This is a genomic window from Mesomycoplasma conjunctivae (genome assembly GCF_000026765.1).
Lineage (GTDB): Bacteria > Bacillota_I > Bacilli_A > Mycoplasmatales > Metamycoplasmataceae > Mesomycoplasma > Mesomycoplasma conjunctivae.
The window spans coordinates 515,988-529,950 of sequence record NC_012806.1 but is presented as its reverse complement, the minus strand read 5'-3'; the positions used below and the strand labels follow the sequence as shown (position 1 = coordinate 529,950).

General features: G+C 27.9%; 13 protein-coding genes and 1 tRNA gene. 6 read left to right on the top strand and 8 right to left on the bottom strand.

Annotated elements, in window-relative coordinates; genetic code table 4:
• Positions 1-16: 16 nt before the first annotated feature.
• Positions 17-448 carry a Dps family protein gene (locus MCJ_RS02160; RefSeq protein WP_012751660.1) on the top strand — a complete coding sequence of 144 codons (432 nt, stop codon included), beginning with the start codon at positions 17-19 and terminating at the stop codon, positions 446-448.
• Positions 432-1,352, top strand: a complete 921-nt coding sequence (locus MCJ_RS02155; RefSeq protein ID WP_012751659.1) for an RluA family pseudouridine synthase — start codon at positions 432-434, stop codon at positions 1,350-1,352. Before MCJ_RS02160 ends, MCJ_RS02155 begins: the two co-directional genes overlap by 17 nt.
• 47 nt (positions 1,353-1,399) lie before the next feature.
• Here the strand turns inward: MCJ_RS02155 and MCJ_RS02150 are convergent, their stop codons facing one another.
• The 7 genes from MCJ_RS02150 to rpsF form a co-directional block, all read right to left on the bottom strand.
• The gene (locus MCJ_RS02150) at positions 1,400-1,882 is read right to left on the bottom strand and encodes a peroxiredoxin (protein ID WP_012751658.1); all 483 of its coding nucleotides are present in this window, start codon (positions 1,880-1,882) and stop codon (positions 1,400-1,402) included.
• Positions 1,882-3,249 carry a hypothetical protein gene (locus MCJ_RS02145; protein WP_012751657.1) on the bottom strand — a complete coding sequence of 456 codons (1,368 nt, stop codon included), beginning with the start codon at positions 3,247-3,249 and terminating at the stop codon, positions 1,882-1,884. The genes MCJ_RS02150 and MCJ_RS02145 overlap by 1 nt, the downstream gene beginning before the upstream one ends.
• Before the next feature lie 96 nt (positions 3,250-3,345).
• Positions 3,346-3,419 (bottom strand) — tRNA-Trp (locus tag MCJ_RS02140).
• 58 nt (positions 3,420-3,477) lie between these two features.
• Positions 3,478-4,581, bottom strand: coding sequence for a redox-regulated ATPase YchF (gene ychF / locus MCJ_RS02135; RefSeq protein ID WP_041594608.1), 1,104 nt, complete (start codon positions 4,579-4,581; stop codon positions 3,478-3,480).
• Positions 4,582-4,631: 50 nt separating this feature from the next.
• Positions 4,632-4,895: a 30S ribosomal protein S18 gene (rpsR, locus tag MCJ_RS02130; RefSeq protein WP_012751655.1), complete on the bottom strand. Its 264-nt coding sequence runs from the start codon at positions 4,893-4,895 to the stop codon at positions 4,632-4,634.
• A 25-nt stretch (positions 4,896-4,920) separates the two neighbouring features.
• Positions 4,921-5,409, bottom strand: coding sequence for a single-stranded DNA-binding protein (locus MCJ_RS02125; protein WP_012751654.1), 489 nt, complete (start codon positions 5,407-5,409; stop codon positions 4,921-4,923).
• 7 nt (positions 5,410-5,416) lie between these two features.
• The gene (rpsF, locus tag MCJ_RS02120) at positions 5,417-5,857 is read right to left on the bottom strand and encodes a 30S ribosomal protein S6 (protein ID WP_012751653.1); all 441 of its coding nucleotides are present in this window, start codon (positions 5,855-5,857) and stop codon (positions 5,417-5,419) included.
• Positions 5,858-6,590: 733 nt separating this feature from the next.
• Between rpsF and MCJ_RS02115 the strand changes: the two genes are divergently transcribed.
• The 4 genes from MCJ_RS02115 (at position 6,591) to MCJ_RS02100 (ending at position 11,533) form a co-directional block, all read left to right on the top strand.
• A complete protein-coding gene (locus tag MCJ_RS02115; protein WP_012751651.1) occupies positions 6,591-7,394 on the top strand; it encodes a Cof-type HAD-IIB family hydrolase in 804 nt (267 codons plus the stop codon).
• A gap of 733 nt (positions 7,395-8,127) precedes the next feature.
• Positions 8,128-8,280, top strand: a complete 153-nt coding sequence (rpmG, locus tag MCJ_RS02110) for a 50S ribosomal protein L33 (RefSeq protein WP_041594521.1) — start codon at positions 8,128-8,130, stop codon at positions 8,278-8,280.
• A gap of 1 nt (position 8,281) precedes the next feature.
• A complete protein-coding gene (locus tag MCJ_RS02105) occupies positions 8,282-9,337 on the top strand; it encodes an aminopeptidase P family protein (protein ID WP_012751649.1) in 1,056 nt (351 codons plus the stop codon).
• Positions 9,338-9,853: 516 nt separating this feature from the next.
• Positions 9,854-11,533 carry an MIP family Ig-specific serine endopeptidase gene (locus tag MCJ_RS02100; protein ID WP_012751648.1) on the top strand — a complete coding sequence of 560 codons (1,680 nt, stop codon included), beginning with the start codon at positions 9,854-9,856 and terminating at the stop codon, positions 11,531-11,533.
• Positions 11,534-12,030: 497 nt separating this feature from the next.
• Here the strand turns inward: MCJ_RS02100 and pepF are convergent, their stop codons facing one another.
• Positions 12,031-13,941 (bottom strand): oligoendopeptidase F, encoded by a 1,911-nt coding sequence (gene pepF, locus MCJ_RS02095; RefSeq protein ID WP_012751645.1) that lies wholly within the window; start codon positions 13,939-13,941, stop codon positions 12,031-12,033.
• Positions 13,942-13,963 lie beyond the last annotated feature (22 nt).

Sequence of the window (13,963 nt, the reverse complement as noted above, 5' to 3'; positions counted from 1 at the left end):
TAGAAAGGTTGCTATCATGAATGCTTTAAATAAAAATTTACAAAATTTGCATGCTTCACTAACTACTTTTTATGCAAACGTAAAAAATATTCACTGAAATTTAAAGGGTAAAAATTTTTTAATTATTCACAAGTACACCGATAAATTGGCAGCTCAAACTTTAGATTTTATTGATGAAGTGGCTGAAAAAATTGTTATGTTAGGTGGAATTGCACTTAATCTACAAGAAACCAAAGTTTATTCTGATTTAGACTTTTATAATTCTATGCACTGGCATGAAGACAAAGTTTGAATAAGCTTAGGTTATCAAATAGAACTTATCTTAAAAATTTGTAAAAAAATTCAAACTAGTGATAGTGAGCAACATTTTTTTGTAACACCTTTAATTGACGAATTAGTACTTTATTATCACAAAGAATTGTGAACTATTTATGCACACACCCAATAAGATTGAACTAATATATCAAGGCGAAAAAACAAGAATAGATTTGGTAGTTGCCAAGCACTTAAATGTTTCAAGAAAAATTTCTCGCTACCTTATTGAAGCTAACAGCGTAAAAGTTGATAACAAGGTTGTTAATAAAGTGAATTTTCTTTTAAGAGAAGGTCAATTTATTTCGATTTTAAACAACTATCAAGAACCACAACTAAAGGTAGAAGCACAAAAAGTAGATTTTGAAATTGTATATCAAGATAATGATATAATTGTCATTAATAAACCCAAAAATTTAGTAGTTCACCCTGGTAATGGTAATTGAGATAAAACACTAGTTAATGGACTTTTGCATGAATTTGCTACTAATTTATCAGATGTAAATGGTGAAATTAGACCTGGAATAGTCCACCGCCTTGATAAAGACACAAGTGGATTATTGTTAGTTGCAAAAAATAATCAGGCGCATAAATATCTTGCTAAACAATTAGAAAACCATGAAATTGAGCGTAAATATATTGCCATTGTAGTAGGAAAAATACCACACACTAAAATGAGAATTAACCTTCCTATTGGCAGAGATAATCAAAATCGAACAAAGAAGGTAGTCTCTAGTTTTAATTCAAAAAATGCTATTACAAATGTTGAGTTAATAAATACTTTTGTCTACAAAAACGAACACTTTAGCATCGTAAAATGCATTCTCGAAACTGGCAGAACTCACCAGATCAGAGTTCACTTATCGCATATTGGTTACCCAATTTATGGCGATCCTGTTTATGGAAAAAAAATTGATGACTTAGGTCAAAGGCTTCACGCTTATGAAATTACCTTCAAACACTTAGATGGTAGATTAATGAATTTTAAAACCGAAATGCCTGATGAATTTAAATTCCCAAACATAAAAATTGATATATAAAAATCAACAAAAAAAGCAGATATTCTCTGCTTTTTTTGTTGATTTTCTTATTGTAAATATTGTTCTAATTTTTCAAAATTAATTTGATCATGCACATTGGTGTTAGCTTCAACAACGATGACTTTTCCATCATGGTCTACAATAATAAAGCCACGATTAAGTAAGAATATTTCATCAATTAGAAAACCTGTTTTTTGGCCAAAGTCACGATATTTATAATCTGAATACATTGTAATATTTTCAGAATGATTGATATTTAATCATTGTGCAATTGCAGTTGGCAAATCAAGAGAAATGCTGATAAAATCTACATTTGGATATTTTTTAGCAATCGTATTTATCATTATAGTTTGTTCATCACAAACTGAAGTATTAATAGAAGGAAAAACAGATATAACAGTTTTTTTAGAAAATTTGTTTAATTTAATGGTTTCAAACTTTGTATTTGTTACTTCAAAATTTAATATTTGACCTTTTTGAATTAAAGGAGTTGTTAATTTGTATTCTTTATTGGCGAATTTGGTTGTCATTATTTAATCACTTTCTTAATTTTTTTAACTATCTTTTTCGTTTCTTTCAAAGTTGCATTACCAAAAAAATAGCGAATATAATATTTATCTAACTCTTTATTATACAATAAAAACAACTGATTTTCACTATTATGATACTCAAAGGTAGCCAATATTTCTTTGTTGTTATAAAAATCCTGATTATTCACAACTTCTTTAATTTCTTTCATTTTCGTTAGATAGTAAATAATTTCCTTAATTGGCTTATTAGAGTTAAACGTTATCAATTCATTATCTAAAAAATGAGTAAGTCTTGAAATTATTTTCACCATTTCTAAATAACTTTTTTGTTGGGAATTATAATAATTTAAAACTTCAAGGAAAATAATTCCAAAAAGATCAAAATTATTTGATTCTACATTAGAATGAGGGAAAAAGTTAATTTTTAAATCTGCAGTTACAAATAAGAATACAAATTTTTCAAAGTCAAAAATTATTGGAAATTTCGGACTATATAAAATCCTAGAGTTAAGCTGGCTTAAATAATTCAAGTTTATTGGTGAGACAATAACTATATTTTTATTTAAATTTACGACAAAAAGTCAATAATAAATAATTAAAAGAAGTGCATCTAGATTATTAATTATTTGAAATTTTCTACCTATCTTTACAAGTAAAAATTGATTTTTCACATCAATTGCAGCATTGATATTTCTTTTACTAAAGAAAAACTCTAAACTGGTTTTTCAGTATTTTTTTTGATCATATTTAAACTTTATATCATAGCCAATATTTTTTAAAAAATAAGGTATATAACTAGTGGAATAGCTATCATTAAAAACTATTAATTTGCTATTTTTTCTATCACCAGCTTTAAATAAGTAGCTTGTTTTCAAAATATTCACTATGTCAAGATTGTATATGTTTAATTTGGATATAGTTTTAAATTTTATATCTGAATTTTCTAAATAATTTTTGACTATTTGCTCTAATATTTTAACATCTAAAGGTTTAGCTTCTTTATTTCAAATAAATAATTTTCATTGTTTTGTGTATATTTTTTCGACAAAAATATAGTAATCAAATTCAATATTTTTATTAAAGCATAACATTGACAAAAGAAAATCATCCAATTTAATCACTTTTTTGTGTGATAGTTGCCCAAAAAAGGTTTGATAATTATAATTATCAAAAATTGAATTAATTTTAATATTTAAATTATTAGTTTCTAGATTGCTAGAAAATAAAATCTTTGTGTTTTTATCCTCTCTTGATTTCAAATTTAAAGCAAAAGCTGCAACTAAGGATAATAAATGAATTTCAGATTCTGAAACTAAAGAAATACAAGAATTAAATTTGTTAACTTCTATATGATGCCTAATTTTCATATCTAAACCTTTATTAAATATATAAATTTTACATTTATATATTCTCAATAAAAATAAAAAAAGCATAAAAATTATGCTTATCATTATACATTTAAATGGCGGGGGTTAAAGGATTCGAACCTTCACTAACAGGTTTGGAGTCTGTGGTACTGCCATTATACTAAACCCCCAACAAATAGATATGTAAACAATTATACAATATCTATTTATAATAGAAAGTAATCTTTTTTACTGCCCAATTCTAAAATGACAAACATCACCATCTTGAACAATATAATTTTTACCCTCTATTTTTTGTTTACCTTGATCACGTGCGTTTTTTTCACCGCCTAATTCAATAAAATCCTTGTATGAAATAACTTCAACGCGAATAAATTTTTTCTCAAAATCACTATGAATTACTGCTCCACATTGTGGTGCAAGTGAATTGGTTTTATAAGTTCATGATCGCACTTCTTTTACACCAGCTGTAAAAAAAGTAGATAAATTTAATAATTTAAAAGAACTATAAATTAGTGAATCTAGACTTGAGTTTTTGAGATTATACTCAGATAAAAAAATTTTTTTATCCTCTTCATCTAATTGTGCAATTTCTTGCTCAAGCGCCGCACATATTACAATTGCTTGGGTATTTTGTGATTTGGCAATTTCAACAAGTTCTAGCCAATAACTATTTTTATCTAGATTGAGCAAACTTTTTTGATCAACATTTCCTACATATAACATTGGTTTTTGTGACAAAAGTTGTCAAGAAGACAAAATTTTTAATTCTTCATCACTATAGTCTAGATCTCTAGCAGGCAAACCTTGTTTAAGATGAGCTTCTAATTTGGTAGCTAAATTATACTCGATTTTTAGATTTTTATCACCTGTATTTTGAGCTCGGCGCGAAACTCTTTTTAGCACATTATCAATTATTGCTAAGTCTGATAAAATTAGCTCATAATTAATAGTTTCAATATCATCTTTTGGACTTATTTTGTTATTAACATGAATAATTTTTTCATCTTCAAAACAGCGGACAACCTGAACAATACAATCGACATCTCTAATATTGTTTAAAAATTTATTACCCAAACCTTCACCTTTAGATGCTCCTTCAATCAGTCCTGCAATATCAACAAATGTAAAAGTTGAAAAAATTATTTTTTCAGGTTTAACAATACGTGATATTTCAATTAATCTTGGATCCTTGATTTCAACAATGGCGGTATTAGGCTCAATTGTTGCAAAAGGATAGTTGGCAATTTCAACGGTAGAATTTGTTAGCGCGGCGAATAAAGATGATTTACCTACGTTTGGTAAACCGACAATTCCAGCTTTTAATGACATAATTAATTTGATAAAAAAGGATTTCTGATTAAAAGAAATCCCTTTTCTCATTAAGCTTTAACTTTTTCTCCACCACTTCTTACACGCTCACCGATGAATGGAAGTAGAGCAATCATTCGAGCTCTTTTAACAGCTTGTGCTAATTTTCTTTGGTGTTTAGCGCAAGACCCTGAAACTCTAGAAGGTTGGATTTTTCCAAAAACATTAATTGATTTTTTAAGAAGTTCTGTGTTTTTATAATCGATATAAAGTAAATTTGCTTCACAAAACTGGCAAGGTTTTTTTTTAAATTTCTTTTTTTGTTTTTTTGACATTATTTTCCTTTATCATAATAATATTTTAAATTTCACCAAGATCTCAATCAGCTAAAATATCATCGTCATCAAGTTGCTCGCTAGTCTGGTTTTCTTGTTTGTAGGTATTTTGATTGTTAACAATAGGTGTTTCAACAAAAGTTGGTTGCATATTATTGATTGCTATTCCTAGATTTTGTTTGCGTTTTTCAAATTGTTCCTTAGTCTCAAGAATTTCGAATTGCTCCAAGGATATTTCAAAAGAATTTACAGTTATTCCTTCATTATTTTGAAAACGATTAGTATTTAAACTACCCTCAACAAGAAGAAGACTACCTTTTGTCACTAATTTTTCCAAACCAATAGCACTTTGTCTTCAAGCAACCACTGGAATATAATCTGTGATCGGTTCAGAATCTAAATTATAACGTCGACGATCGATAGCTAGTGAAAAACGAGTATATGCAATGTTTGATTTAGTATAGTTAAGTTGGATTATTGAAGTAACACGGCCAACTAAAATAACTTTATTCATATTTTACTTATTTTGCTATTTCAACATTTGCATTATTGTCTTCATTTTTTTTAGAAGAAATCTTTTTAAAGGTAGATTTTGTTCCTTTGTCACCACTCTTGTAATCTTTGCGATTATGAGGGCTAAAGAATTTTGGTTTTTCAGGTTTTGGTTTTGGTGTTTTATTGTAACCTTTTTCAGTATCTAAATTGATGATCAAAAATCTTCAAATTGCTTTTTCAATATTTGATCTTCTAACAAATTCATTAACTAGATTTGCTTCAGAATTAACAAACATCAGAATAAAAAGACCTGTTTTAGATTTTTTAATTTCATATGCTAGATCTGTTTTGTCAAGCTTTTCAATTTTCTCTATATTTGAGGAACCAAAAACTGAATCAGCAATTTTCTTTATAACACTTATATCAGATTTTGGATCCAAAATTGTCATTATTTCGTATTTTGGCATTTCTTCTCCTTATGGACTTTGGGCTAACAATTTTAGCCAAGGACACTTTTGTATTTGTTCGATTTAGTACTCAATTATAGCACAAAATTTTTCAGTGCAAAAAAAGTTTTTCCTAATTATTTAAAGAAGCCGGCTTACCTACTTTTTTCTGACGAAAAAGTAAACCTTACAAACTTATAGTTTGTAAAAAATAGCAAGTTCTAGCAAGTGACTTGCTAAATTTAGCAAATTTGGCATTTTTTTTGACTTTTATTACTATTATATAGTAATAATTTTACTTGCTAATTTTAGCAAGTAGGTAAAAAATACCCCTTTTTTCAGGTTAAATAAAATTAAAAAAAATTAAACAAAAAATAGGACTCAAAAACACTTATTAAATGATAAATAACTAAATTATTTTTGATGGTTTTTTTCAAAAAATGCTCACTTAAATCTTGTATATTAGTCAATATTTTTTCGTCTTTAAACAAACATTTTTCTTGCTTGAAAATCAAATTTGTTTAGTCAATAAATTGAATTATTTTCTTGTTTTTTTGAAACTAATTTGAACCAGATAACTCAATTATTTTTTTAATTTTAATTACCTTTTTATCATCAAATTTGAGCTTACAAATTCATCATCTCAAACTTAGTAAATTTTCAAAATTAGCTAAGAGAAGTCTAAGAATAAATGGGTTAAAAAATCATTGTCTAAAAATTATTTTTTTATTTTTTTGATTATATAATTATAGAAATGAAAAAGAAAAAAATAGTTTTTAGTGATATAGATGGAACTCTATATTGTAAAGATTTTAAACTCGACAAAGAGACAATTGATTACATTAGAAAAATACAAAAAGATGATGTCATTGTCATTTTAAACACTGGTAATAGCCTAGCTTCGCGCATAAGAAAAATAGCGGTTGATTTAGACCTAAGATATGTCATTACTTCTAATGGTGGTCTTTTTAGTGACTTAAAAGAAGACAAACATACAATTATTAGTGGTGTTTTTGATTATCAGAGCCAGCAATTTTTACTTGATCTTGCCAAAAAATATGATTTGCAATGCAACTTCTGAAATTCCAAAAATTTTTTCTCTTTTAATCCAAAAGCAGAATACCAAAATAGCTATAACTACCCACTTTTAGACACAAATGAAGTAATTTTTACCGATTCTGTACAAGAAAACATTATTAAAATGGAATTGTTTGGTGAAGAAAAACTTGATCTAATATACCAATTAATCAAAGATAATCCTAAACTAAAAGCAGTTCGTGTCAAAGGAGTCAACATTGAAATTAGTCCTCCTGGGGGCTCCAAAGGAGTTGCTTTAGCCCATGTTTGCAAACATTTTGCAATTGATGTTGATAAGGTAATGACAGTCGGCGATAGCGAAAACGACATTGAAATGTTGGAAGCCACTCCATATTCTTACGCAATGGCAAATGCCAAACCACTAATTAAAAAAATTGCCAAACTTCACACTTCTGCTTGCAACCAACAAGGAGTAATTATGGCAATTAAAGACTTTCTATATCGCAGCAAAAATGATTAAAAAAGATTAAAAAAAACTTCAAAAAGCAAGTTGTTAGACTTACTATTTGAAGTTTTTTGCTTATATAATTAGTAAATTGTTTAAAAAGACTTCTTTTTTAAAGCATTCTTGAGTTAAAGGTAAATTTGTAAAATTTTTCAGCTTAACTAGTAAGGTAAAAAGTTATTACTTTAAAATGAAAAAAGCAAATTAAAATGTTTTTATTACATTGATATTTTTGATTTGGATAATAATTTAAACTTAACTTGATTATTTCAAAAGCAGTGATAGCAAAATGGATAAGTTATTATTTAAAAAATATTTACTTCTATGTTTAGACATTAATATGTTCTAATTTGGTTTGAAAAAATTTCAACAAAATTTTACATATGATTTAATATGATAAAGATCTACTATGTTTGACCGCACTGTCTATAAAATAGTACAAAAAGAAGAAATTCAACTAAAGTGATAGTTGAAAAACTAAAAAAGCATTTCAACTTTCAAAAAAGTCATTAAATAGACTCTCTAAATTAAATTTAGTCAAATTTGTAGGAGCAATCAAAAACATATTTTGAATGCTCACTGATGAAGATAATTGGCTAAATTGTAATTAAAAGTTGTTCATTTTTGAAGACTTTTTGACTTTTTTTATTTTTTAATTCAAAAAAAGTCAAACACTTGCATATAAAAATTAAAAAAAATATAGTATAATTTTATAGCCTAGAAACAATATTTAACTCAAAGGAGAATCATGCCAAGAGAAGGTTTAATTTTAAGATGTACTGACTGTAAAATGGAAAACTACATTAGTAAAAAAAATAAAAAAAATACCCCTGAAAAATTAGAGATGTCAAAACACTGCTCTAAATGTAACAAACACACAACACACAAAGAAAAAAAATAAAATGAACAGGAAATATTTAGATAAAGCTTTTAGTGATCATAATTTAGATGTAATAATTTCATTATCACAGCAAACTAGATTATGAATTACACAAATTAGCACTACTGATGGAATTATGTTCATCGAAAAAGATGAAAACCACCTTTTTGTTGATGGAAGATATATCGAAGCTGCTCAAAAATCAGCACAAAATTCTAAAGTATACTTATTAAACAAAGAAAATCTACACCAATTTATTAAAGATCACAAATTTAAAACTATTGGAATTGAACAAGAATATATCACTGTTGGTGAATTTGAAAGAGTAAAACAATGATATCCTGAAGCTAAATTTGTTTACTTACAAGCTCAACAATTTCGAATTTTAAAATCAGATGCTGAAATAGCTAAAATTCAATCCGCAGTTGATATTTCACTAAAAGGACTCGAATTTACACTTGAGCAAATCAAACCTGGAATGCTTGAAAAAGATTTAGATATTATTTTAAATGCACAAATGAAAAAATTAGGTGCAGATAAGGAATCTTTTGACTCTATTATTGCTACAGGAGCTAATTCGGCAATGCCACACTATCGCACTGGTAAATCAATTATTCAAGAAAATGACTTGCTAAAAATTGATTTTGGTTCTCTTTATGAAGGCTATTGTGCAGACATTACAAGAACTTTTATGTTTAAACCAAGCACTCCAGATGCTAAAAAATTAGAAATACTGCAAATAGTTAGAGAAGCTGCCCAAATTGGTCGTCAAACTGTAAGACCTGGAATTAAGGTAAGTGAAGTTGATAAGGCTTGTCGTGATTACATCGCTAGTAAAGGTTATGGTCAATACTTTGTTCACTCTACAGGTCATGGTGTAGGTATTGATATTCACGAATTGCCAACAGTATCACTTTTTTCAGATAGTATTTTAGAACCAGGAATGGTAATTACAGTCGAACCAGGAATTTATATCGAAGGTTTAGGCGGGGCTAGAATAGAAGATGTTGTTTTAGTGACCCAAGATGGATCAAAAACACTAAGTCGTCCTGGTGAAATTAATGGAATATCCAAATAATTATTCTCAACAAATTTTGAAAACTCAAATATATTAGAATTTGAGTTTTTTTATTTTTTTAAAAAATTTTTTGCTCAAAAAACCTATAAAAATAAAGACAAAATTATAAACTTGGACAAAAAAGTTAACACTAAGGTGTTGGCTTTTTTGTCCAAGTTTAGGAGAAGGCTAGGTTAGACAAAAAGGCTCAGCAAAACTAAAAGCAGCAAAAACAAGAACTACAAGATCTAAAGTTTCAAAACATGAGCGAAAACCTCTCTATAACCAAGAATAGCTCAATCACTCGAGAAGCAAAACAAAGAAAAAAATAATTTATTTTTAAACTAAAAATCGAGGAAATTTTCAATTTAATCAAAAAAAACATTTATTAATTTTTTTGATTACCCAAAATTAAATTCTCTAAAGTAGGTGCCAATAACCACTGTTTTTGTTTAATTATTAAAAAGGTTGTAAAAAATTCAATTTTTATTGATATAATAAAAGCAACCTTTATTTTAATTTAAGGAATGTTTACCTATGAAAAAAACTAAAAAACGATGAGAGTCTAGAAAACAATTATTAATTGGTTTTAGCTCAACTATTCTCCCTTTAAGTACTGCAACAATTTTAGTAGCTTGTGGTAATGAACAAGTAAGAACACCTGTTAAAAAACAACAAACAACAAAGCCAAAAAATGATCAAGACCAAAGAACAGAACAACAAACAACAAAGCCAAAAAATGATCAAGACCAAAGAACAGAACAGCAAACTTTTCCTAACTTGAATCAAAATGATATATTAAGAGGGATTGAAAATGCTAGACGTTTGAGAGAACAGCAAAAACCAGAATTAGTATCTAATCTGGCAAAACTAACAGATGAGCAGGCATATGAAAAATTAAAAAATAGAACTTTTGCAATTGCTTTTAATAGTATTGATCGAACTGATGAAAACGACGTAAATGATATTGTTCCATATGAGCCAACAGGAACTGGTTGATTACTAGATGCTGCTTACAATCAAAATAAAACAGAAGTGATGTTGTATATTGCAACAAATGCCCATGTTTTTGCTAGATCTTTTAATACCTTGGATGCGAAATATAAGCAAACTTTTCCTGAATATTTCACTGATACAAATAAGGATGAAAAAGTAGATAGCTTTATTATTGGAGTTCCAAAAAAAGAAGCCAATATCCAAGCAATTGATAATAACTCAAACCCAGGTGAAAATAATACTGCTTTATATTTTATCAACAAAACACTACAAGAAAACAAAAGAAAAAAAGAAATCTACATTGAAGGAGTTTTTGAAAATCCAAAAACTGTCTTTGTGGCTTTAAATATTTTTGATAATCAAACAAACAATCAACTCAAGCAAACAGCAATATCATCTCCAAGTGGTGACAAAATAAACAATGGAATTGGTAAAGATTTTGCTGTTTTTGGACTAAAAGTTAACTTGGCTAAATTAGATCAGCTAATTTCAAAAAATGATAATAACAAAGAAAATCTTCAACTATTAAAAGAACATATCGAAAAAGGAATAAAAGATATCCAAGAAGACATCACCAAGTTTAGAGCACAAAATTATCCAAATCATGATGGGCAAGGAATACCCTACATAAGTTATGACTATACATCAATTTATCAAAAAGATATTACCAACAAACAAGAATTGGGGATTAGTGAATCTGCTATTTTATCTCCTAATACAACAAAACTCTATGTATTAGGTTACCCAAATCTTAATGGACGACAATTTTTAATGAGAAATTACCCAAAAAACTTGGACAACAAACCTTTTGCAATTTCAAATGATAGTTTTAGTAATGGTTTAGTTCTAAATGATATTCTAAATAATAAAAGAAGTTATTCACCTTTTGGCTTTACAACCTTTATTGAAAATAGTGGATTATACTATGGAGCATCTGGTTCACTTGTAATTAACGATTATGGTTTACCAGTTGGTATTTATTCAGCTGTTCAAGAAAAAGGTAGCAGTGTAGATATTAGTGGAAAAGGTGGTTATACTCCTTTTGTTCAAATAGCTGATTTTGATACTTATGGATTAAGACACAACTTAATTGATGGCACAAATAAAAAACTGTTCCCCAAACAAGAAAAATCATATCGGCAAAACTTGAAAAAATTATCTGAAAATGAAGGCGAATTTAAAGATTTTAGCAAAACTTTACTATTTCCAGAAGGTGCTTAAATTTTAAGTAAAAAGCTAATTAGTAATTTAAATGATAATTTAGAAAATCTCGAGTTTTTAGATCTTGAGATTTTTTATTAAACTTGAATTTTAACAGCAATACAACAAACTGGGTAGACAAAAACTAAATTTATATATTTTAATACAAAAATGAAGAAAAAAATATTTGTAATTTCTTCACTTTTAAGTAGTCTGCAATAATTGGTCTTGGATTGCAAACATCAACCATTGCCACAAAAAAATAATTGAACAAAAGTCTACTAGTCAAATTCAAGTGACAAATTTGCAAGGAGTATAAAAAAAGACTAAAAAGGAAAAGTAGCAACTCCAACACCTTTACAAACAGAGCAACCTATAGAATCCCAACACCAAAAGAAGGTAAACTAAACAAGAAGAACAAACAGAAGTTACCTAAAACTAAAGATTAACAAGAAGTTGCAAAAAAAAACATCCTGATTTTAGGATGTTTTGATATTAAAATTTTAGTTAAGAGAATATTATTTTTTGTTTTTAAAAATTTGGTTACCAATTTTTTCATATTGGTCGATTTGATCTTTAAGAACTGCAAAAGCTTGTTCATAGATTCTATCATCATCGAGATCAACACCAGCATCTTTTAATAATTCAATTGGTCATTTAGAAGCACCAGCTGATAAGAATTTTTTAATATAGTCATCAAGTGCTTTTTTACCTTCTGATTTATATTTTTGGAAGAAAACATTGGCTACTATATAACCTAGGGCATATTTATAAACATAGAATCCATAGTAGAAGTGTGGTACATTAACTGCGCGGAGGTAGTCATTAAAGCGATAAATATCAGTTCTGGGTTTTGATTCATAGCGAGAAAGCACATCTTGGTAGATTTTGCTAAAGTCATCATAGCCACCAATTGGACTTCCACTATCGACTGCTTTATAAACTTCATGTTCATATTCAGCTCATAAACATTGATTGTAAACAGTTGCTGCAAAGGTGCGAATCATTTGAGTTAGGATATAGAAGCTAAATTCCTCACTTGTGGAATTAGATAGTAAATAATCACTAAGCATTAATTCATTGAAAATAGAGGCGATTTCTGCTAGAATAATTGGGTACTGTGAATTAGTAAAATCTTGGTGCTTATCTGAATAGTATGAGTGCATTGAGTGACCCAACTCGTGTGCTAAGGTGTCAACTGAACTGATGGTATAGTCAAAATTCATTAGAATGTACTTACGTTCAATATCATAGGAGCTACCAATTGAATATGCTCCAGATCTTTTATTTGGAACATTGTGGTAGTCAACTCAATTATCAGCAAAAGCTTTTTTAATTTGATTGTAGTATTCTTCTCCTAGTGGAGCTACTGCTTTTAAAACTAGATCTTGGGCATCTTCAATACTGTAAAATTCTTTGATATTAACAAGTTCTAATAGACGGTCTCAACGGCTAATTTTTTTACCAAATTTTGCCTTAAAAAACTTAGCTTGTAATTTTGTAAAACGTTCAAATAAATAAGAATGTTTTTGAACGGATTTAAACAATTTTTCCAACAATTCAATTTTAAAGCGATCATGATAGATGCTAGATTCAGTAAGTGAGGCAAAATTACGAGATTTGGCATCTGCTGAGAGATTCTTAACATGAGATAAATACAAATTAGCAAATAACTCGGCATGTTTTAAATAAATAAAATTATACTTCTGATAAGCATTTTTCCGAAGAACTTCATCTTTGTTTTTAAGTAAATCAACATAAGTTGTATCATTTAAAATATGCTTTTTACCTTTTGAGTCGACAACGTAGACTAATGGACGATTTTTACCTTGTGATTTTTCAAAATCATCTCATTCTTTTTGAGTTTCAGGCTCACGGAAGAAAACTTCAGAATTTGAAAGAATAGCAAAGCTGTCATAAGGTGAAATTTGTCCATAGGCAACTTTGGTAAGATAATCTTCAACTCCATCATCTAATTTGTGTTTATAATCTTCAATTCCAGCTTCAATTTCTTTTTTATAAATAGCAACTTCAGGCTCATCTTTTCAAGTTTTGATGATCTCAATTTTTTTATAAAAAAGATTAGTAACTGCACCCAATTTTGCATAAAACTCATTGATTTGATATGATAATTTCTGATCATATCTGTTCATTTCAGTATCAACAACATTGGTGCTTAATTTATTAGAAATATAGTTATGAAGCTTGGCAATGGCAATAGAATACTTGTTTTCATGTTTTTTGTATTCTAAAAAAAGTTCTTTGCTATCAAATTGGCTATCACGAAGTTCTAGCAATTTATCAGTAATTTTTTTGATTTTTGCTAGTTGTTCATCAATAGTTTTACCTTCAAGTAAAGGTTCAAGATTAAAACGATATCTTTCTGGAACTTCTTGATAACTTGAATAATATTTTTTCTGTTTTTGCATAAAAAAACCTCCTTCAATTTGT